Below are 22,528 nucleotides of genomic sequence, written 5' to 3' on the forward strand. Positions count from 1 at the left end.
TTTGTAGAAAGCCATATGAATACCCCTCTTAAATTCTCTTCGGAAGAAATAAGCCTTCTTCGGAAAGTCTATTCTTTCTCAAAGGAAAATAAAATCAAACTTTTTCTTGTCGGAGGCTTCTTGCGTGATTCTCTCATAGGTTTAAAGAAGAAAAACCCTGATTTTGACTTTTGCTTAAAAGAAAATGCCATAAGCTTTGGAAAGAAGCTGAGCTTGAAGTTAAAATGCGGTTTTTTTGTTTTAGATAAAGAGCACGGAGCCTGCAGGCTGGTTAAAAATACAAAAGACAAGGTTTATACTTTTGATTTTACGGATTTTCGCGGACGGGATTTGGAAGATGACCTTATCCATCGTGATTTTACCTGTAATGCCTTAGCACTTGCATTAGAAAGCGTATTTGAAAGCGGAGATTTAAAACCTTTCTTAATTGATCCAACCGAAGGGATTAAAGATTTAAGGAAAAAGATAATTAGATTGGCGGGTAAAGAGGCTTTTGTTGAGGACCCTTTAAGAATATTACGAGCTTTTAGTTTTTCAGCGCAGCTTGGGTTTAAAATCCATCCGGAAGTATTGAAGTCCGCGCGGAATTCAAGAAAATTATTGGAAAAGGTTTCTGGAGAGCGTATCCGGGATGAATTATTTAAAGTTTTTGATAGTAATGATGCTTATAAACATTTTGCGCTTATTGATAAATTAAATATTTTAGAAGTAATCTTTCCTGAGATAAAGAAAATGCGTGGGATAGGCAAGGGTGCGTATCATCATCTGGATGTATGGGATCATACCATGGAAGCGCTCAAGCAATTAGAAATGCTTTATTCTCAATTTGAAAAGAATGAGTTAATACGGGGTTTTCTGGATGAGGTGATTGCCGGTCCGCGTAAGCGCCGAAGCCTGCTTAAATTTGGCGTGTTATTGCATGATATAGGTAAGCCGAAAGCCTTGCGGCATAAGCAAGGCAAAATAATATTCCATGGGCATGAAAGAATCGGATTGGATTTCACTAAAGAAATAGTTCAAAGGTTAAAGCTTTCTAATGACGAACTAAACTCTTTGAAGACGATGGTGTTATGGCATTTAAGGCCAGGTTACTTGGGAGATCAGGAAGAGCTTACGCCAAGAGCAAAGTTCAGGTATTTTCGCGATACTGGCAAGGAAGCGCTTAGTGTCCTGTTGCTCTCAATCGCAGATCAGAGGGCAACAAGAGGGCCTCTTACTACAAATGCTTCCAGGGTTCAGCATGAAAAAACCTGTCTTGGTTTAATTAAGGAATATTTCAGGAAGCAAAAGCAAAAGAAATTTGTGCGGCTAATAAACGGGGATGATTTGATAAGTAGATTTAAATTAGCTCCGTCCCCATTATTCGGGAAGGTTTTGAAAGAAGTTGAAGAGCTGCAGGCGATAGGGAAGATTAGAAGCAAACAAGAGGCATTTGCACAAGCCGGCAGGATTATCAAAAGCCAAAAGGCTTAAAGGTATGATTTTTCTTGACATTTTATACTCTTAGCGTTAAGATTTCTTTTAAATCTTGTCTAAATTACAGTATTCTCTGTAATTAAAATTCCATTAAAAAAAATAAGGAGGTGAAAAAAATGAAAAAGATAATTCTTTTAGCTCTTGGATTAGTTTTTGTTTCTTCGTTAGCTTTTGCTCAAGGCGATGCTATGACTTCGGCTTCTAAGCCAGTCGCAGCAGAAACAATGACTCTAAGTGGAGTTATTATTGATAATGCCTGTGCTCAAGCTCAGAAACCCGAAGCTTTAGCGGAGTTTGTCAAAACACATCCAAAGTCGTGCGCTCTTATGCCAGCTTGTGTTGCCAGCGGTTATTCAATTTACGCTGATGGCAGTTTGATGAAATTTGACAACGATAGCAACGCTAAAATTGCAGAGTTTTTGAAGAAAGAAGATAGTAAGTTAGCAGTTGTGGTAGAGGTAAAGAAGAACGAAGGCGGTTTAAGCCTTATTTCCATAAAGAATTAAGATCAGGTTTGATAATAATGTAGAGGGGAGTAGTTAAGGATTAAAATTTAACTGCTCCCTTTTCTATTTTTAGGTATATAATATATCATTATGAATAAGCGCATTTTGAAGAAAAGAATATTCATTTCCATTTTTGTTTTGATTCTGATTGTTTGTTTAAGTATTTTTTATTTAAATACGTTTTACCTGCCTACCAAGATAAAATTTCTCATCGTTAGGGCCCTTAAAGAGCAAACCCATAAAGAAGTAACCCTTGAATCTTTGCAATTTAATATATTTAAGGGGCTTGTGTTAGAGAAGCTTTCAATCTATGATAGCAAAAAGAATTTTCTTAGCTTAGAAGAGGCTTCCTGTAATTTCTTTTTACCCCCGATTTTCAAAAAAACCATAATCATTCCCAGCTTAAGGGTAAAATCGCCTGTTTTGTTGATAGAAAGAAGGAATGATAAAACATTCAATATCCAGGATTTATTTTCCGGGCTTGATAAGCCCTCTAAAGAATCAAAGTTTAACTTTTCAGTATACAAGGTTAGTGTTATAGACGGAACGATTCATTTCTACGATTATTCTTTATCCGAACCTTTCTCTAAAGATATTGAGCATATAAACTTAAATCTTTATTTTTCTCTTCCTGCCGCAGTTAAATTTAATTTAAAAACTCAAATTAGCGCAAATCCTGAGATAAAAATTATTTCTTCAGGAGAATACAATATCCCTAAGAATGAATTTATCGGTAAGGCATCCTTTCAGAATGTTTCAGTAAAAGATTTTATCCCATATTATAGTAATTCGGGTTTTGATGTAACAGGCGGATTGGTTGATGCAATGGTTAATTTAAAATTTAAAGATAATCTTATAACTGCTTCCTTGGGGGTTGATAATAAGAATCTGGAATTTTCCAAAAACGGTATTTTAGCAAAACTAAATTCTAAAATTGACGCGCAAGCCCAATATAACATTAATGATAAATTGTTTGGATATTCGGGTAAAGCATCTATTATGGATGCGGAAGTCTCCGGAGTTGAACAGATAGGGACTATAAGTTTGATTAAAGCAGAAGAAGTAATATTCAGCGATAAAGGGATAAAATCTGACAATTTAAGCGCAACTATTTTAGGATTTCCGGTTAAGGCGAAAGGCTTTTTAAATAATTATGATAATCCAGAGTTTGGTATTGATTTGCAGTCTTCGTTAAGCCTTGCGGCTATCAAGCAGATTCTTGCAGAAGAGTTTAAATTCAAGCTGCCCGGAGAATTAACCGGCGCTGGAAATCTGACGGTTCATCTTGAATCTAGCCAGAAGCAGCCTAAGAACTTGCAGTTAAGCGGTAATTTAATTTTACAAAATGGGGTTTTAAAACTGGATAATGTAAAATCTCCTTTTGAGCAAATAAGCGGCAGGCTTGATTTTTCCCAAAATCAACTTAAATGGACAGACATTAGGTTGAATTATTTAGGAAGCATGTATAAGTTAAATGGAGCTTTGACTAATTTTGCCTCTCCCGGGATTCAGTTGAAGCTTGCTTCGGATAGCCTTAATTTTGATTCAAGCATAGCTGTTAACAACAAGCTTATAACTATAACGGATTTAACAGGCAGGTATTTTAATTCTGAGTTTCGTGTCTCAGGCGAACTTGATACAAAAGAAAAAGGGAAAATTAATGCTGCTTTGAGTGGAGATTTAGAAGTTAACTTGCAGGATTTGAAAGAACCTTTGAAGCAATTTAAGAGCACTTTGGATATCTTAAAGCCATCGGGTATGGCGCAGGCCCAATTTGATTTAAAAGGGGATTTGAATGATTTTAAAAACTGTAATCTTCGGGGGAGGATCTCAAGTAAAACTTTATCGCTTTATGATCTAAAACCTAATAGCCTTACCCTTAATTATTCCCAGTCGGATGGCACTATTGATATCCACTCAATAGAGATCCTGCTTTATGGGGGGATTATTTCTGCAAATGCTAAACTTGATTTGACTTCGGAAGGTATGCCTTATTCTGTAACATTTGATGCACAGAAGATTAAACTAGAAGAATTAAGAAAGGATATCGCCGCGACAAAAAATCAGGATATCGCCGGGCTTCTTAAAGTCCAATGTAAATTAAATGGGCTTTCAGGTGATTTTTCCAAATTAGAAGGTTTAGGCCAAATTCTTGTTTCGGAAGGCAGGCTTTGGCAGTTGGATTTGTTTAAAGGGCTTGGAGCTATGCTTTTTTCTAAGGATTTCTCAAAAATTATTTTTAGTGAAGGCTCCTGCACTTTTACTATCAAAGATAAATATATTTCTACCGAAGATCTTAAGTTAAAGAGCAGCATTGCGAATCTAACAGGGAATGTGAAAATAGGTTTTGATAGTAGCATTGATTCGTCTTTAGATGTAGAGGTGTTTAGCGACATGGTCCCTTTAACCGGGACATTCAAGGATGTAACTACGGCAATCGTAGGAGAAGCAGGGAGGTTTGGTGTCATAAAGATTACCGGTACATTGAAAGAGCCGAAATATAAATTTAAGGCAGCGGTTGCGGATATAATCAAAGGAATAAAAAATGTATTCTTTGGAAAATAGGGACACATCCCATAATTATAATTTAAAACAAAAAATAGGATGTTTCCCTATTAATGTTGACAAAATTGATAAGCCGCGTTAATATTAATATAAATCATTGCTACTTTTTATGAAAGGAGAAATATATGTTTGGTAGAAAGCTGTTCGTAGGTTTCTTTGTTGCATTGTTTTTGTTTTCATTTTCTTATGTTTTAGCAGAACCTGCAGAGAGAGTAATAGCTAAGGATGATGCGATAACTTTAGCAATGTCTGAAGCTACCCAGTCAAAAGTGCAAGAAGAAGAATTGTCTGAGGATTCAGGACAAAGATCATATCGCCAGCAGTTAAAAACTATTATTAAAGAAGAAACCGAAAGTGAGGAAGCGGCGATGCCTCAAGAGGTGGATTCTTATGTCCGTTTTATTCCTAAGAAAACAGTAAAAGCCATGGATGGAAAAGTTGGTATTACAAATGCCGCAACAGAATATTCTTATGATTGGAAAGCTTTTGGAAAGATCCCGGTTGAATTCGCATTAGGAAGCGGTTATATAGGAATAAATGAATCTGTCCAGCAGGTATCTTTACCAAGCCAGCTTACCCGCCTTTCAATGGGGGCTGAGGTTACGCTGCCAGTCCTTGTTGTGGATAAAACGTATGTAAGGTTTGGGCTTTCTCCTACTTTTCTCGCAGATGGTTGGGATTATGCCGCAGCTGATTTTCGCCTGCTCGGAAGATGTTTTTTGATAAATCAGCCAAACGATAAGTGGGTTTTTATTGCAGGTGTTGCCGTTTTTCCTGAGACTAAAAACAGGATTGTGCCCATAGCAGGCTTTATCTATAAGCCCAATGATAAATTAACATTTAATATTATGCCTGACAGGCCATATGTTTCATATTTATTGAATAAGAAGTTGACGGTTTTTGTTGAGGGTGGATCTGCTGGGGGAGAGTATGTTGTAGATATGGATAATCAGCATACTAATGTTAAGCTTGATTATAATGAATTACATGCCGGCCTTGGATTAAAATATAAAGTAAATAAATTTGCAGAATGCTCGCTCTCAAGCGGTAGTGTTTTCAATCATAACCTGGAATACAGGGAATCTCTTGGTAAAGTTGCGATAAAGAATGGTATGTATACCGAGTTTAGGGTAGATCTTAGAATATAACTTTTTAAAATTAATTCATGGCCCAGCCTTTTTCAATTAAATAAAGTTTAATTGTAAAGAGGCTGGGTTTTTAAGTGGATAAAATTGTTAAAACTATAAAGCTGATAGAAAAATCAATCCATAAATTTACTATTCCTTCCGTAACCCTTGTTTCAAGAAAGAACGATCCTTACCGAGTATTGATTTCCTGTATATTAAGCCTGCGCACAAAAGATAAGGCTACAGTTGAAGCAACGCATAGATTATTTAAGGTTGCAGATAGCCCTAAAAGTATGGTAAAATTATCTCAATTGCAATTACAAAAGATAATCTATCCGGTTGGTTTTTACCGTAATAAGTCCAAGGCTATCTTGGATTTAAGTAATAAGATTATCAATGATTTTAATAGCAAGGTTCCTTCTAATATAGAGGATTTGCTTTCTTTAAGGGGCGTTGGTAGGAAAACCGCAAATTTAGTTTTAGGACTGGGGTTTAAAATCCCGGCAATTTGCGTAGATACACATGTGCATAGAATATCAAATCGGTTAGGGTGGGTGAAAACAAACAATCCCGAAGAAACCGAAGAAGCGCTTAAAAAGATTATCCCGGAAGCTCTTTGGATTAGTTTAAATACTACGCTTGTTACTTTTGGGCAAAATTTGTGCGTTCCAATTTCTCCATATTGCAGCAGATGCAATGTGTTTAGGCTTTGCAAAAGAGTAGGTGTTAAGAAATTTCGCTAAAAGTAAAGGAGTCAAAAATGCAGCCGAATAAGTTTTTACTTCGCGATGATGAAATCCCTAAACAATGGTATAATCTTGCCGCGGACCTTCCGACTTCACCTCTTCCTCCTTTAGGGCCTGATGGAAATCCTGTTAAACCCGAGTTACTCGCAAAAGTTTTTCCCATGAATTTGATTGAGCAGGAAGTTTCTACCCAGCGCTGGATTGATATTCCGGAAGAAGTATTGGAAATCTTAATGCGTTGGAGGCCGGCTCCACTGCGTAGAGCCGTGTATCTGGAGAAATATCTTAAAACACCCGCACATATTTATTATAAAGATGAAAGTGTAAGCCCTCCCGGAAGCCATAAGCCGAATACCGCGGTAGCGCAAGCATGGTATAATAAAAAATTTGGTATAAAAAAGTTAACTACTGAGACAGGTGCTGGCCAATGGGGCAGTGCGCTTGCCTTTGCCTGTAATTTAATCGGGCTTGAATGCAAAATTTACATGGTGCGTATTAGTTTTGACCAGAAGCCATTACGCAAGATTATGATGCAGGTTTGGGGAGGGCAATGTATTGCAAGCCCCAGCAATCAGACAAAAGCAGGAAGAGAAATCCTAAAGAAGACTCCTGATACCCCGGGAAGTTTAGGAATGGCAATAAGCGAGGCAGTAGAAGAAGCAGTAGGAGATGAATCGGGGCAGACAAGGTATTGTTTAGGGAGTGTTTTAAATCATGTATTATTGCATCAGACGATAATCGGCCTTGAAGCAAAAAAACAGTTGAAATTAGCCGGTGAAAAACAAGCTGATGTTGTGATTGGTTGTGTCGGAGGAGGAAGCAACTTTGCAGGCCTTGCCTTCCCATTTGTTCTAGATAAGATTAACGGCGCAAGGATCGAGATTATTCCTACAGAACCAACTGCATGCCCGACTATGACACGCGGGCCTTTTGCGTATGACTATGGTGATGTGGCAGGGTTTACCCCGCTTCTTGCCATGCATACTTTAGGGCATAATTTTGTCCCAGCTCCTATCCATGCGGGCGGGCTTCGTTATCATGGAGTTGCTCCCCTTGTCAGTCAGACGATTGTAGAAGGGTTATGTAAGCCGCGTGCGTATGACCAGATTAAATGCTATGAATCAGCGATACTCTGGGCAAGGACCGAAGGCATGATTTGCGCACCTGAAACAAGCCATGCTATTGCCGGGGCAATTGATGAAGCAATTAAAGCCAAAGAAGAAGGAAAAGAAAAAGTTATTTTATTTAATTATAGCGGGCATGGCCTTATGGATTTACTAGGTTATGATAAGTTTATTTCAGGCCAATTATCAGAATATGCGCTTCCCGATGATGACCTTGAGCGATGCATGGAGGCAATCGGGAAATTTCCTAAGGCAGCGAAAAGAAAAACAGGCAAATGGTAAAAGATGTATAAATTAAAATTAATCATTTTAGTTTTCGCTATGCAGGCATTCGCTATTGTGGATTTTGTTTATGCAGATATCTTGTACCTTAAAAATGGCAGGATTATTGAGGGTTTGGTAAAGAGTGAGGACAAAAATTCAATTGAATTGGATGTTTATGGCGGGTTAGTTAAGTTTTCCAAGAGTGAAATAAATAAAATAGAGAGGTCTTCTTCTAAAGAGGCAGTTGGAATACGCCAGAAATGGGAGAGGCAGGCTATTGATTATAAGAATAAGATGATTAAGCTGCAGTTTGAAGAGGAACATAAGCCGAAAACAGTAGCTTTTACCCAGGATACTAATAGTATCCTGGTGCGGGTGACCTTGAACAAAAAAGTAGAAGCGTCATTAATCCTTGATACAGGGGCTTCGGTTGTTCTTTTAAGGAGCAGCGTTGCCAAGAAATTAGGATTTGATTTAAATAAAATTATTCCTGATGCGAAAGTTTCGCTTGCTGACGGAAAACAAGTAAGCGCTAAGCGCATTATTTTAGATAAAGTAGAAGCTCAGGGAGTGGAAGCTAAGAATGTGGAGGCGATGGTTATGCTGGGAGAGGGAGTTTCTTTCCCGGAAGATGGATTGCTTGGGATGTCTTTTTTAAATAAATTTAATTTTAAAATAGACCAGAAGAGTAAGAGTTTGATTCTTGAGAAGTTATATTAATTTTCGCTGTAGTTAAAAATTACTGGAGGGCTCATGGCAGAAAATAAGCAGGATAAAGTAATTAAAGAGCAGTTAGTGCTGCAGGAATTAGGGCAAAACCCTTTTCAAAAATTTAATACAGCCTTTGCTTTGATGAGCATTATCCCTTTTTTGGTCTTTTTCTGGATTTTGGGGGCTAAGCTTTTTAACATCAATGTTTTTGTCGGGGATGTAGGGTTATTTTTATTCGTCTCGCTTGTAGTTTCAGTAACTGGTTTTGCGATGGGGTATAGGATTATAAAAAACATTTTAAATATGATTATTCTATACGCTGCCCAGAAAAAACAAAGCGATGCATTAAAATCCACATTTGTGGCTAATGTTTCTCACGAGTTAAAGAGCCCGCTTGCCATAATTAAAATTAATACTTCGGCGATGATTGACGGAGTGCTAGGCGCAGTAAGCGAGCCTCAGGGTAAACAGCTAAGGCTTTGTAGTAGCATGATTGACCGGATGAGTGGTCTAATTAATGATTTGTTGGATGTTTATAAAATAGAGGCAGGATTGGTTGAATTGAAATTGCAGCAGTTTGATTTGGAAGCGTTATTGGATAAGCAAATTAAGACATTTGAGCTTGCCGCAGCCAATAAGCGCATAAAGATAAATACGGAATTAAAAGATAAAGAATTAACCTTGTGGGTTGATGAAGCGAGAATTACCCAAGTGCTTACAAACCTTATGAGTAATGCGGTTAAATACACCCCTGATGACGGGACGATTACTTTAAGAGCATTTCCTACTTGGGAGTTTATAAGATTTGAGATTATGGATACTGCGAATAAGATTCCTCCGGATAAATTTAATACGATTTTTGATAAATTCCAGAGGCTTGATACAAAGAAAGAAGGCACTGGCCTTGGGCTTGCAATTACCAAAGATATTGTTGAATTGCATAAGGGTAAGATTTGGGTTGAAAATAACACTGGGCCGGGAAATAAATTTATCGTTATCTTACCGCGCGATCCGAGAGAAAAAGAAAAGAAGGGAAAGAAAAAGAATAAATGAAAATCAAGCTAAGAAATACCGAGATTGTAGTTACTAAAGCCGGGAGAGAAATAGTTTCGGGTAATCCTCAATTTACGAAACATAAAGCGGGATTTAATGAAAATTTAATCCGTAGCTCGGTAAGAGAAGTTCTAAAGAAGGCTGAAAACAAGAAATCAAAGTTAGTTTTGTTTACGGCTTTCGCGGATGACAATAATAAACTTCCAACTCTGGCCACTGCTAAAATTTTAGCACAGGAGTTTTACAGGCATCTTCGCCTGGGAAAATCAAATATTAAAAAGATTTCCATTTCTTGCGTTGGCAAGAATACTCTTAAGATTTTTGATAAAGGGGTAGTTGCTTATTTAAAACATGCTACAGAAGTGTTGCAATATGGGCCATTTGTTACGGTGGATGCGATAATTGAAATTAACGGTAAAATTGTTGTTATTGAAAGAAGTAATCCTCCTTTTGGCTATGCGCTTCCCGGAGGATTTGTTGATTATGGCGAGAGCCTTGAAGATGCTGTAACAAGGGAGGCAAAAGAAGAAACCGGGCTTAAGCTGCTAAATTTAAAACAATTCCATACTTATTCTAATCCGTATCGCGACCCGCGATTCCATACAATTGGCACAGTCTTTACCGCAAAAGGAAAAGGAAAGCCTAAAGCAGGGGATGATGCCTGTGGTTTAAGGTTAGTCAGCCCCAAAGAAATCGGGAAACTTACTTTTGCTTTTGATCATAAGAAAATTATTCAGGATTATTTAAAAACTAGAAAAATCGCCTAGTTTTTAACCTTCCCGTAACTGTTTTTCCGCGTCAACCACATCGCGTTTAATTACCCGGATAGTTTCTCTGATTTTTTCTTTTAAAATGCGGGAGGCAACCGGTGCGTCGCTAACTTCCCTTAATATTTGGATACTCATACGGAAATAGCGCACTACTTCGCCTTCGTCTGTATCGGTGAGCCTTAAGATTTTATCAAAAGTTGTCCCTCTTAGCCAGGCTTCCATTACCGGGCTTAAATGAAAATAGGGGATTTTGCTAAAAGGGTAAATTTTATACCGTTCTTCTTTATGCTTAATTTTATCAAATACATCTTCACAAACTCTTTTTATGTTGCGGCTTGCTTTTGAAATCCCCAGCGGCATGCGTTGGTTTTTTCTCGGCTCAAATACACAGGCAGCAGCAACAACGCCTAATCCAAATTCATCTAATTGCTCTAATATATTTTCATCATAAAGTTCAGAAAGGATTAATTCGTATCCGTGCACTGTCTTGGCAAATTGGCCTTTTTGGGTTAAAGTTGAGTTGGAAATGTAGTTCATTTCTTTTAAAAGTTTTAATTTTGCTTCCAAAAGGCGCAGAGCTTCCCGCTGGTCGTTTTTTCGCGATTGGTAATAATGGAGAGATAACGGGTAAACCTTAAAAAGATCTTCTTTATATTTTTCGTAGAGATTAAGGATTGTTGCATATGAGGTATTTAGCTGGCTTCTGATCTCCTCTGGTTTTCCAAAAATAATACGCTTTACGTCGTCACTGTTAATTTTATTTAGATTTACCCGCGTATAAACAAAGCCTTCTTTATCAATCCCGCGCCTTCCAGCGCGTCCAGCCATCTGATAGAAGTCGCGTGTTTTTAGGTTTCTAACAAAATGCCCGTAGAATTTTCTTAGATCGTCAAAACAAACCGAGCGGCTGGGCATATTTATGCCAAGCGCAAAAGTTTCTGTAGTAAAAATTACTTTTATAAGGCGGCTGGTAAAAAGCCTTTCAATGACTTCTTTAAGCGTTGGAAGCATGCCTGCATGGTGAAAAGCGATTCCTTTTTGAATAAGCGGGAGCATTTCATGTGCAGAGCGCTCATGTTTTAAATCAAATCTTTCGCAAAGCGAATCAAATAAATCCATTATTTGCGTTTTTTCTCTTCCATCAAGAAAGTTGTAGTTAAGTAATTCAGAGGCGAGATCTTCAGCCCTTCTTCTCCCAAAGACAAAATATATTGCCGGAAGGCCTTCTTTCTGGCGCAGGTAATTAATCAGGGTTGTTAGTTTGTTGAATCTCCCGCCAAATTTTAATCTTTTAAGCCGGTCGGCATTATCAATAATTTCATTCTGGCATTGAAAGAAGAAGTGTAAAGGCACAGGGCGCTTTTCTTCAGTTACAATCTGCACGGGTTTATTGTGGATTGATTCAATCCAACTGGCAAGCTGTTTTAAATTTGGGATGGTTGCGGAAAGCCCGAGCAGGTTCATGTGTTTAGGAAGGAAGATCAGGGATTCCTCCCAGACAGTGCCACGTTCAGGATTATCAATGTAATGGATCTCATCAAATATTATCCACGAATATTTATCTAAACTACCCAAATCATCAAGAATTTTGTTACGGAATATCTCCGTAGTCATTATTAAAACCGGCGCTTCAGGGTTAATTGATACGTCTCCGGTTAGGATGCCGATATTTTCTTTAAATTGATTCTGAAAATCACGGAATTTTTGATTGGAGAGCGCTTTGATTGGAGCAGTATAAATTACTCCGACTTTATTCTCCAGAGAAGAAAGGATTACATGTTCGGCAATCGCGGTTTTTCCTGCTCCGGTGGGGGCGCTTACAATTACAGAATGCCCATTATTTATATGGTCTATTGCTTCTTGTTGAAAACGGTCGTAGATCATGTTCAATGAGCAGACAACTTACGGAGCAGCTTCTTACGTCAAATAGCGACGTAAGTTGTAGCCCCTTAGGGCGTCTGCGAATTAATCCCTGATATTTTTTAAATGTGGGTTAATTTCAAAACATTCCCTGGTTCAAAAAATATCAGGGAGAGTTTACACGCACAAATTACCTTTTACTTTACTTCGTTCCGTAAGTTGTGGCCTCACTTATTATATTCTAAAAGAGTTGATTTATCTAATAAAAATAGTAAAATTAACCTATGGGTTATGAAGTGGCTTTAAATAAAGCTTGGGATGAGTTATCCCAATTGACGAAGGATAAGCAAACTGCGGTAAAATTCTTAGCTGATGAATATTCCGTTGATTTTTTAAATAAAAAAGTCTTGTCTTTATCCTGCAACGTCCCCGCAAAAGACTTTTCCGCAATTTTAATCCTGCATTATTTGGAGCAAAAAATTAAGGGCTTGCCGAGAGTAACAGGCGAATGGCTGACTTTTAGAGAGCTCTCAGGCATAGAAGGATATTATCCCGCTTTTAAAAAACGCTCCATTGACCCGATAGTGAGAAAATATGGCTCAAACCCCAAAGGTATTTTATCGGCGATTGAAAAACTTCCGGCTAAAAAAGCTGAAGAAGCGGAGATGGGTATCGTCGTAAATGCCTTTGAAGATGTCCCTGTTTTAGTTAAAGTTTGGGGAGGGGATGATGAATTTGGGCCTGATGCGAATATCTATTTTGATAGAAGTGTGATTAAAATATTCCCTACTGAAGATATTGTGGTATTAGCTGGCATTGTGGCAAGCTCAATTTAAAAGGAGAAGTATGAGAAATTATTTAAAGATCGTGATTTTCTTAGTGGTTTGTTTATTTAGTTTTGGTTTTAGTTCTTGCGATAAAGATAAAGAAGGCTTGGTTTATGATTCCGAAAAAGGTAAATTTACCATGCAGCTGGGGGAAGATTATAACTACTCTGATATTCTTGTGACAAGAGTTGTAGATGGAGATACTTTGGTGCTTGCAAACGGAGAGCGGGTGCGGTTAATCGGCATTGATACTCCTGAAATACATGAATCAAAGAAATTATATAAAGATGCCCAGCGTTCAGAACAAGATGCTTCAACAATAAAGAAATTAGGGATGCGCTCATTTGAATTTACAAAAAATCTAGTTGAAGGCAAGCGCGTAAGCCTTGAATTTGATGTTGAAAGGCATGACCGGTATAAGCGCTTGTTAGCATATGTATATTTAAAGGATAGTAATGTTTTTGTTAACGCGGAGATTGTCAAAGAAGGCTATGCTTCTTTAATGACTTATCCTCCGAATGTGAAATACGCGGATTTGTTTGTGAAATTATACCAGGAAGCGCGGGAAAACCGAAGAGGGCTTTGGGGAGGGCGTTAGAAGTGGGGTTTCGAAGAATATCAACAAAGATGATTGGAGAATTGTTGCTTGAACGGCACGCTATCACGCCTCAACAGCTTGATAAAGCACTTCAATTCCAGAAAGAGAATGGCGGGTATTTGAGCCAGAGCCTTATTTCATTGGGTTTTACTAAAGAGGAAGATATTGCGAATTGTTTGGCAGTCCAATATGATTTTGCGTATATAGAATTAGACAATTATAGCATACCAGATGAAGTCTTAAAAAGTATCCCTCTTCAATTTATAAATATTTATTCTCTCTTGCCGGTTTATAAGAAGATGAATTGCCTAACTGTGGTAATGGCAGACCCTTTGAACGATGGTGTAATTGATATGCTTAAACAGATTACAAAATGTGAAATTATTGCCGCTATTTCTACTTATAGCCAGATAAGGCGCTCAATCAATAAATATTTTGGTGAGGAGCTAAATAAGATTGTTTCTAAGGTGGATGGAATTGATCTATTAAAAGAGAATATCGCTGATTCTTATGTACAGGTAAAAGGTTATGAGGGAAGAGGACGCAGGAAGTTTAAGAGGTTAGATGTTGATTTGGATATGGCATATTTCCTAGGAAAAAATATGTTTTCCGCTAAAATAAAGAATATTGGTTTAGGGGGATTGGCTTTTGTAGGAGATTTGTATCTTCCGATTGACCAAACTCTTTATACTACAATAGCTTGCAAGCTTGCTTTAAAAAAGCTAATTATCAATACAGTAGTGCAGATAGTAAGGCTAGAGAAGATCCGCGAGGTTGAAATGGTTGATTCATGTGAGATTACCCGCTGGAAGTATAAATTCGCAGGGTTTTTTAGTTTTATAGCTGATGATGAAAAACAAAAACTCGCTACTTTCTTAAAAGAGAATATAAAAAACAATAATCAGAAATTGATTAGGCTTTTTTTGATTTTTTTCTTATTCCTTTTTTCTGTATCTCCGGCATTATTTGCACAAACTCCTCCTCCCGGCCAGGATGTTGGAGCACAAGGTGAACGTTTTAAATCAGATATCCAGCTGCAAAAAGAAAGAGTTGAGAGAAAAGAAACCAAGGCTCCAAAAATAGAAATTGAAGAACCAAAAGTAGAGAAGCCGACTGTAAGCGAAGCTGTTTCTTTTGAATTAAAAGATGTGGTAATTACCGGAGCTACAATATTTAAGCCGGAAGATTTCCGCCCCATTTATCAGCAATTCATAAATAAAAAAGTTAATTTTAAAGATATAGAATTTATCATTGAAAAAATAAAAGCAAAGTATAAGAAAGAAGGTTATCTTACTACTACAGTTTATCTTCCTGAGCAGGATATAAAAGAAGGCAGGATTGAAATAAGGGTTGCAGAAGGAAGAATGGGGCACTTAACCATTGAAGGGAACAAATGGTTTTCTTCTGAATTAATAGAAAAATATTTTCACGTAAAAAAAAATGAAATTCTAAATATTAATAAGCTTCAAAGGGACGCCTTAAGGTTAAACCGAAATTCGGATCTGGAAGTTAAGACAATAATTTCACCCGGGAAAGAGGCTCTCGCCTCAGATATAACTCTTAAAATAAAAGATAAATTCCCCTGGCATTTTGGAATTAGTTCTGATAACCAGGGAACGCGTTTAACGGGAAAATATAGAGGGTTATTTTCCTTGCGCAGTACAAATGTTTCAGGGGCAGGGGATTCCTTATATTGGAGCAATCTTTTTAATTCGCGGACATTTGGCGAGTCGTTTAGTTATAATCATCCAATTGGCACTTATGGCACAAAATTCGGTATTGATTTTACATACTTTGATATGAAGTTATGGAAAGAATATAAATCTTTTGACATAACAGGCAACTCTCAGATTTATACTCCCCATATTAACTGGGAACTTGCTTTAAAAGATAATTTCGAATCTTATCTTAACTTAGGTATGGATTTTAAGAGTATTAAAAAGCACACGCTGGGAGTAATTACTGCCAGCGACCAATTACGTACACCTTTTTTTGGTTTTAATTTCTCTAAGACAGATGCTTTTGGAGGAGGAGGGCAAACTAGTTTTAATCCGAAATTTAATTTTAGCACAAGTAGTTTCTTGGGAGCATCCCATAGAAATCATCCTACTTCAAGCCGTGCCGGGACAGGCGGGTTCTTTTTTAAATATGAGCAAAGCATAAGCCGTATTCAAAAGCTGCCATTCGGAAGTTATTGCTTGTTACGTTCACAGTTTCAGATCCCCAGCCATACATTGCCATCTGTAGAGCAATTTCAGTTAGGTGGCGCTAATTCTGTGCGCGGTTATCCGGAAGGTGATTATCTGGCGGATATCGGAGGCAATTTAAATTTTGATTGGGTTTTTCCAAATTATTTAATTCCTAAAGATTGGAAATTGAAGTATTCCGATCTGCCCTTACAGCGCCAGATTGAACCTGTGGTTTTTATTGACATGGGAGGCGGCCAGCTAAAAAAAGTTATCCCGGGAGAAAAATATAAGAGGTTCTTAGTTGGCGTGGGGGGAGGTTTAAGGATTCATCTTTTAAACACTTTATTTGCTAGGCTTGAATGGGCTAGGCGCATTGGTGACCGGCCAACTTCCAGCTCCGGGCCATCTACATTCCACTTAACCTTCCAGTCAGAGTTCTAGAAAAAGTTGATTTTGTTATTAAATTGTTGTATACTTTTATTATAGTAACATACGTTCTTTCAATATGTTAAGTTGATTTTGAAAAAGGCAAACTATCTGAAAAGATAGGGCGCAAAGCTATTAGGATCTAATTCTAGCGGGGTTCCGTAGAGATGATTGCCAGCTGCCGAAATACAAAAAAATAATTTGGTGGAAGCAAGTTATTCATTCAAACCCCCGTTAGTTCTCTTAGGTAGAATAAACGTGGGTTTTTTATTTTAGAAGGGCTAAAACTTATTGATTCCTAAGCATTTAAGAATATTTAGCGCAAAATGGGTCTATAGAGAAATGAAAAAAAATTTAACCATAATTATATTGATTTTTGTGATAATACATTTTGTTTCTCTCCCGCTTTTTGCACTCCCTGAAGGCCAAGTTGTGGAATCAGGGAGTGTTGTCTTTGATCAGCCCAATGCCACAACCCTAAACATTACCGCAAGCGATAAATCAATCATCAATTTTAATACTTTTAATATTGGCCAAAACGAAACAGTAAATTTTTACCAGCCGAATTCTTCTTCAACAGTTTTAGGTAGAGTTTTAGGGGCAGGCGCCAGCAATATTAACGGCTCACTTACCGCAAACGGGATTCTTTTTTTAACCAACCCAAACGGATTTAATTTTGGCCCTCAGGCAAATGTGCAGGTTAATTCATTAATTGCCTCAACGCTTGAAATATCAACAAATAATTTTATCAATGGAAATTATATTTTCAACCACAGAGAAAACGCTGCTTATGCCCGTATAATCAATGAAGGAATTATTGAAGGAAATAATATCGCACTTGTAGCAAGCGCTGTTAAGAATACCGGAGTAATCCTTGCTAAAGCTGGCACTGCTCATTTAGCATCAGGAGACAAAACAACCATTACAATTGATAATCGCGGTTTGATCCAGGTTGAGATTAATGAAAAGACAAGCGGCAAGGTTTATGATTCCAATGGTGTTGCTTTAAAGGATGCAGTAGCAAACTCAGGAACGGTTGAAGGTGCACAGGTATATATGAGCGCAAAAACCGCCAGTGATATTTTTGAGAACGCAGTTAACCAAACTGGTATTATAAAAGCAAATGGCCTTGTTAATGAGAATGGCATAATAAGAATAGTTTCCAATGAAAAGATTAAACTTTCTGGAAGCCTTACTGCAGATAAAGGAGAGATAAAAGTATCTTCCGAAAAATTTGTTAACGTTAGCGCTGAATTAAATATTTCCGCGGCTACTGCTGAAATAAATTCAGATAAAGATTTATTGGTTGATGCTAATATAACTAATGATTCGGGAGATTTGCATTTATTTGCGGATTATGATGGGGATGGTGTAGGAGAATTTACGCAGTCAACCGGGGAAATTTATGCTAAAGATTCTGGCGATGTTTATATTGATGGCTCTGGGGTAATGACCTTAAATAAAATTAAAACAGATTTAGGCGCAATTAAGATAGGAACTCTTAGAGCTCCGAGTAGTATTTCCGGTAAGCCGCATTATATCCATACAGTAGGAGATTTTGAATTTGACTCAAGCAGTGATGGAGCGATTACTACGACAAGAGGAGATGTTTTAAGGTTTAATCCTTTAGGCTCTCTAGTTATTGAGGCAATAAATGGGGCAATAAAGTTCCTTGAAGGTGTAGTAATCAATGTTGCCCAAGCGGAATTTATTGGAAACAGCCTTTTTGTTAACACTATTTCTTCTTCAGTTACCTTCTATAAGAATATCGGAGATTTTAATATTACAAGCTTTAGTACTACCGATGATTTAGCGACCTTAGAAGGAGAAGATGTTAAGGTAACCTATCTAAAGAGCAATGATGTTACATTAAAATCAGATAATTCAGTTAATTCAACCCCCGGAGTTATTATTCAAGCTCCAGAGGTAAGAGTTATTGCTCAAAAATTCGGCTCAATTGAAACACCTCTTAATATTAAATCTCCTTTAATTTACTTAGAGAGATTACATGGCGCAATTGAAATTTTGGAAAGTTCAGGCATTGGGACAAGTGTCATGTTAAGAGGCCCCCCGGATGGCTTTGGCGCAATTATATATAACCACGATACAAATCTCACCCTTAAAGCCGAAGTAGTCCGCCTAATTGGAACGGATTCTATCCAGTTATACGGGAATATTACTTTCTCTAGTCTTGAATGTACCATTCCAAATAAAGAAATCTATTTTGAAGCAGGGAAAACTTATACCATTACTGGAGTTTTTCATTTTAGTGGCAAGCTGGAAGATGACGGCACTATATCTTACATACACCTCAAGTCTTCAGAAGATGGCGTCAGGTGGTTTATAGACCCACAAGGTGCCCATGAGCTTTCATATGTAAGAGCTGAAGATTCCTATAACCTTGATCCAAGGCTTATTTTAGGTACATCCCTTGACCACGATGCTAATAGCTACAACTGGGATGCTCCTCGTTATTGGTTAGGAACAACTTCTACCTCATGGAATAATACTCTTAATTGGTCTGCTACTGATGGAGGAGCTGGTGGTGCAGGCGTGCCTACCAGTGCCGATGATGTGTATTTTTCTTCCACCAGAAATAACGCATGTTCAATTGACACTACTGCTGTTTGCTTGTCGTTTACCATTGGAGACTTATACACCCAGACGGTATCAATGGCAGCTGGATCATCGCTTGCTGTAACAAACGATCTTACCTTAACTGGTTCTGGAGCACTTTCTCCTGCAGGGCGTCCGATAAGCGTTGGCGGTAATTGGACTGTAGGGGCAAATGGCGTCTTTACACGCGGTACCAGCACAGTGACTTTTAACGGCACAAACGCTGTTAATCCGCAGCAGATTAATTCAGGTGGCACTACTGCAGCAACTAAAACCTTCTATAATATTATCATTAATAATACCGGTGCAGGAGTAAAGCTTGTTACGAATAGTCTTACTCAGTCTACCGGAGGCACCCTTACTATGACCGCAGGTACACTTGATTTAAACGCTCTTACTTGGACATTAGGAGCCGACCTTTCAGTTACAGCCGGGACCATCGCCATAGGGACAGGCTATTTAGACTGTGCTAGTTATGATTTAACCGTAGGAACAGGAGGCACTGTTACTATCGGCACAACAGGTACCTTGAGAGTTACGGATTTTAGTGTTACAAATACTGGGATTTTTACCTGTACAGGCAATGCTACTCTTAATATACTTGGCAATGTTGTTATTACAAGCTCCGGTTGGTCGGCGGGGAATTCTACTATATATATGAAATCAACAACACAAACTATCAATGCTTCCCAGGCAATATATAATTTACATGTTAATTGTAACGATAGAAGTTCTAATTCTTTAACCATTGTTACTAACGATTTAATTTGTAATGGCGATCTACTCTTTGAGGATGAGGATGCCAATACTTATATTGATACAAATTCCAAGAATTTGACTGTTTATGGCACGATTACCTTGAATTGGGATGGTATTATACGCCTTAACGCGGCAAGCGCGCCTTCTACTCTTACTATAGGTAATGATATGGTCTTTATTTCTGTGCATGGCACTCCTCATGTCCAACTATACAACAGCACAAATACTATTTCTATAGTTGGATACGGCGGCTTAAGAACAATACCCGAGACTATTACAGGCCTTGATAATAATAAGCAGGTAACTTTGAATAATATAAGTTTAACTACCGCCCAGACTCTAACTGGTTCTTCAGCTATAACATTAGCTGGTAGCGCTACGTTAGCAGGGATAACCTTAAACGGTGCTACTGCCACATTGAATGTCGGCGCACAAACCTTAACCATGACCGGAAATCTTCTTGTCACAACTGGCATAGTAACCATCACAAGCGGCGGATCTATTGCTTTAGGATCTAATAGCTTTACTAATTCAGGCGGCACAGGAGTTACTTCAGCAGGTACAATTACTTGCGGTGCTTTTACTTCTTCAGGCACATTTGCAAATAATGCGGGTAGTGCTATTAATGCTTCAGGTAATGTCGCTATATCAGGCACATTCTCTACTCCTGCCAATAACACCTTAACTATGACCGGAGCAGGAACAACGCTTAATGCTTCAGTAGGTATTGGAAATTTACAGATTAATAACGGAGCAAGCGTTTCGATATCTACCAATAACTTATCAATAGGCGGCACATTAGTAATAGGCCAGGGTACAGGCGGCACAAGCTGTTCGTTGGATACTAACTCAAAGAATCTTACAGTTGTAGGTACTACCACAGTAAATAGCGAAGGAGTATTAATACTTACTGCAGGGGCCGCTACTTCGACAATGACATTTACGGGCGATTTTACTAATTCGGGTATAGTTAGGGTAGTTGATGTTAGTAATGCTAGAACATCTTTAGTAGGAGCAACTGGCGCGTTAAGGAATTTCTCTGGTAATGGCCTTACTTTTAATAGCAGGATTATTAATTTGAATAATATTAAATATAATCCGGCATTTACTCCTGCTTCAAGCGAAGGGGCAATTTTAACTGGTAATTGCACATTTGCTTCTGTAATTACTCTTAATGGAGGTTCTGTAAATACAGGCAGTTATACCTTAACTGTTCAGAATACAATTACAATTAATTCTGGCACTATTCTTACTTCTGGAGGAATAATCGATGCCGGAACAAACACTTTTTCTTTGCTAGGGGGAACAGTCCAATCAGGTGGCACAATTATTTGCGGTGACTTTATATCTAGTGGCGGAAATTATGTTAATAACTCTGGGTCTATTATTAATTCAAGTGGTAGTGTTACGATTACCGGTACATTTACTACTCCGACTAATAACACTTTAACTATGACAGGTGCTGGTAAAACAATTAATGCTTCGGCCGGTATTGGTAATTTAATTATTAACTCAAGCGGTACAGTTAGTGTCTCTACTAACGCTTTAAGTGTGGGTGGTAATTTAACTATTCAAGCAGGTATTTTTGATTCTGGCGGTTTGGCAATTAATGTAACGGGTAATTGGAATAATAGCGGAGGCACCTTTACACATAGTAATAATACTGTTACTCTTAACGGTACCGCCCTGCAGACCGTTACCTCAAACGGCTCAAGTTTTAATATTCTAACCATCACTAACACCTCAACTGTCGGCGTTGCATTTGCTGATAGATTGCAGGTAGCAACATTAAATGCAACAGCCGGAGTTAAGAAATTAAGTTTTGCCGCAGCTTCTTCTGCAAGCCCGCATACAATAAGCACGACATTTAATATTGCAGGGTCCGCAGGAAATCTTTTAACCCTGGCTCCTTCAGCAAGCAATACTACTTGGTATATAGATGCGCCTACAAGTTCTGTCAGTTACGTAAGTGTTAGTTATTCTTCTGAAGCTTCAGGTAAACTTTTAACTGCAACAAATTCTACAGACGCAGGGAATAACGCTAATTGGATATTCCCGGGATATCTTAAAATTACCGGCACAGGCACAATGACAGCAGGGGGCTCTCAGATAATTACGATTACTGCTTATGATGGAAATGGCAATATCTCTACTTCATATTCCGGAGATAAGAATCTAATCTTCTCAGGTGCCAATAGTTCACCTAGCCCTGTTACAAGCCCGACTGCAACAAACAAGAGCAGCTCTGATACAAATTTTGGCTCAACAACAGTTGTAACATTTGCTAATGGAGTTGGTTCTTCAACTGTAAAATTATACAAGGCGGAAACTGCTTCTCTTGCTGTAACCGATGGAGTAATCAGCACAAGCCAGGATGCATATAAGCTAAGTGTTGTTGTTTCAGTAGGGGTAAAGAATCAATTAGTTTGGGCAACTCAGCCAACTCAGTCAGTTACCAGCGGTACAACCTTACCGGCATTTTCTATAGAAATTACTGATAGCTATGGCAATAGAACAACGGATAGTGATAATATTGCAATTACTGCGAGTTCTGGCTTATTAAATGGCTCAACTATGAAGTCCGCAGTAAATGGCTTAGCGACTTTTAATAATGTATCCGTGTTTACAGCGGGTAATATTACTTTAAAAGGCACAGCATCCGGGCTTACTTCTACTGCTTCTTCTAATCTGGTAACTGTTAATGGATCAGGCTCTGAATCACAAGGAGAGAGTGTTTTGTTTAGAGGTAGTTCCATAATGCCTCAGCCAATAATAGAATATATTGCGCCTCTTTCTTTTATTTATAACTATATATATGGCTACAAATAGAAAATAATTTATGGCTAAATAAATAATTTTTGTTAATATATATAGGTAAAGAGATAATTATCAACAAGATATAAGTTGGAGG

At 37.9% G+C, this 22,528-nt stretch carries 14 protein-coding genes and 1 riboswitch; of the genes, 13 read left to right on the forward strand and 1 reads right to left on the reverse strand.

The window, feature by feature from the left end; translation table 11 throughout:
* Window positions 1–15 precede the first annotated feature (15 nt).
* The 9 genes from PHO70_06915 (at window position 16) to PHO70_06955 (ending at window position 10,339) form a co-directional block, all read left to right on the forward strand.
* Entirely contained in the window at window positions 16–1,473 is a 1,458-nt protein-coding gene (locus tag PHO70_06915; GenBank protein MDD5432694.1) for an HD domain-containing protein, read from the forward strand.
* Window positions 1,474–1,592: 119 nt separating this feature from the next.
* Window positions 1,593–1,982 (forward strand): hypothetical protein, encoded by a 390-nt coding sequence (locus PHO70_06920; GenBank protein MDD5432695.1) that lies wholly within the window; start codon window positions 1,593–1,595, stop codon window positions 1,980–1,982.
* A 90-nt stretch (window positions 1,983–2,072) separates the two neighbouring features.
* A complete protein-coding gene (locus PHO70_06925) occupies window positions 2,073–4,547 on the forward strand; it encodes a DUF748 domain-containing protein (GenBank protein ID MDD5432696.1) in 2,475 nt (824 codons plus the stop codon).
* A gap of 125 nt (window positions 4,548–4,672) precedes the next feature.
* Window positions 4,673–5,695 carry a hypothetical protein gene (locus PHO70_06930; protein MDD5432697.1) on the forward strand — a complete coding sequence of 341 codons (1,023 nt, stop codon included), beginning with the start codon at window positions 4,673–4,675 and terminating at the stop codon, window positions 5,693–5,695.
* Window positions 5,696–5,769: 74 nt separating this feature from the next.
* Window positions 5,770–6,417 (forward strand): endonuclease III, encoded by a 648-nt coding sequence (locus PHO70_06935; protein MDD5432698.1) that lies wholly within the window; start codon window positions 5,770–5,772, stop codon window positions 6,415–6,417.
* Window positions 6,418–6,434: 17 nt separating this feature from the next.
* A complete protein-coding gene (locus PHO70_06940; protein MDD5432699.1) occupies window positions 6,435–7,826 on the forward strand; it encodes a TrpB-like pyridoxal phosphate-dependent enzyme in 1,392 nt (463 codons plus the stop codon).
* Window positions 7,827–7,829: 3 nt separating this feature from the next.
* The gene (locus PHO70_06945) at window positions 7,830–8,528 is read left to right on the forward strand and encodes a TIGR02281 family clan AA aspartic protease (GenBank protein ID MDD5432700.1); all 699 of its coding nucleotides are present in this window, start codon (window positions 7,830–7,832) and stop codon (window positions 8,526–8,528) included.
* 33 nt (window positions 8,529–8,561) lie between these two features.
* Window positions 8,562–9,572 carry a HAMP domain-containing sensor histidine kinase gene (locus PHO70_06950; protein MDD5432701.1) on the forward strand — a complete coding sequence of 337 codons (1,011 nt, stop codon included), beginning with the start codon at window positions 8,562–8,564 and terminating at the stop codon, window positions 9,570–9,572.
* A gap of 362 nt (window positions 9,573–9,934) precedes the next feature.
* Window positions 9,935–10,339: an NUDIX hydrolase gene (locus PHO70_06955; protein MDD5432702.1), complete on the forward strand. Its 405-nt coding sequence runs from the start codon at window positions 9,935–9,937 to the stop codon at window positions 10,337–10,339.
* A 3-nt stretch (window positions 10,340–10,342) separates the two neighbouring features.
* On the opposite strand, the gene PHO70_06960 is transcribed toward PHO70_06955, so the two are convergent.
* On the reverse strand, window positions 10,343–12,226 hold the full coding sequence (locus PHO70_06960) for a DEAD/DEAH box helicase (GenBank protein MDD5432703.1): 1,884 nt from the start codon (window positions 12,224–12,226) through the stop codon (window positions 10,343–10,345).
* Between the two features lie 260 nt (window positions 12,227–12,486).
* On the opposite strand from PHO70_06960, the gene PHO70_06965 reads away from it, so the two are divergent.
* From PHO70_06965 to PHO70_06980, 4 genes are all read left to right on the forward strand, one after another.
* Window positions 12,487–13,038 carry a DUF3786 domain-containing protein gene (locus tag PHO70_06965; GenBank protein ID MDD5432704.1) on the forward strand — a complete coding sequence of 184 codons (552 nt, stop codon included), beginning with the start codon at window positions 12,487–12,489 and terminating at the stop codon, window positions 13,036–13,038.
* 10 nt (window positions 13,039–13,048) lie between these two features.
* Entirely contained in the window at window positions 13,049–13,627 is a 579-nt protein-coding gene (locus PHO70_06970) for a thermonuclease family protein (GenBank protein ID MDD5432705.1), read from the forward strand.
* 2 nt (window positions 13,628–13,629) lie between these two features.
* Window positions 13,630–16,257: a ShlB/FhaC/HecB family hemolysin secretion/activation protein gene (locus PHO70_06975; GenBank protein ID MDD5432706.1), complete on the forward strand. Its 2,628-nt coding sequence runs from the start codon at window positions 13,630–13,632 to the stop codon at window positions 16,255–16,257.
* Between the two features lie 76 nt (window positions 16,258–16,333).
* Window positions 16,334–16,428, forward strand: a riboswitch (cyclic di-GMP riboswitch).
* A 156-nt stretch (window positions 16,429–16,584) separates the two neighbouring features.
* Entirely contained in the window at window positions 16,585–22,446 is a 5,862-nt protein-coding gene (locus PHO70_06980) for a filamentous hemagglutinin N-terminal domain-containing protein (GenBank protein ID MDD5432707.1), read from the forward strand.
* Window positions 22,447–22,528 lie beyond the last annotated feature (82 nt).

The organism is Candidatus Omnitrophota bacterium, from assembly GCA_028715415.1.
In the GTDB taxonomy this organism is placed as follows: Bacteria; Omnitrophota; Gorgyraeia; order Gygaellales; family Profunditerraquicolaceae; genus JAQURX01.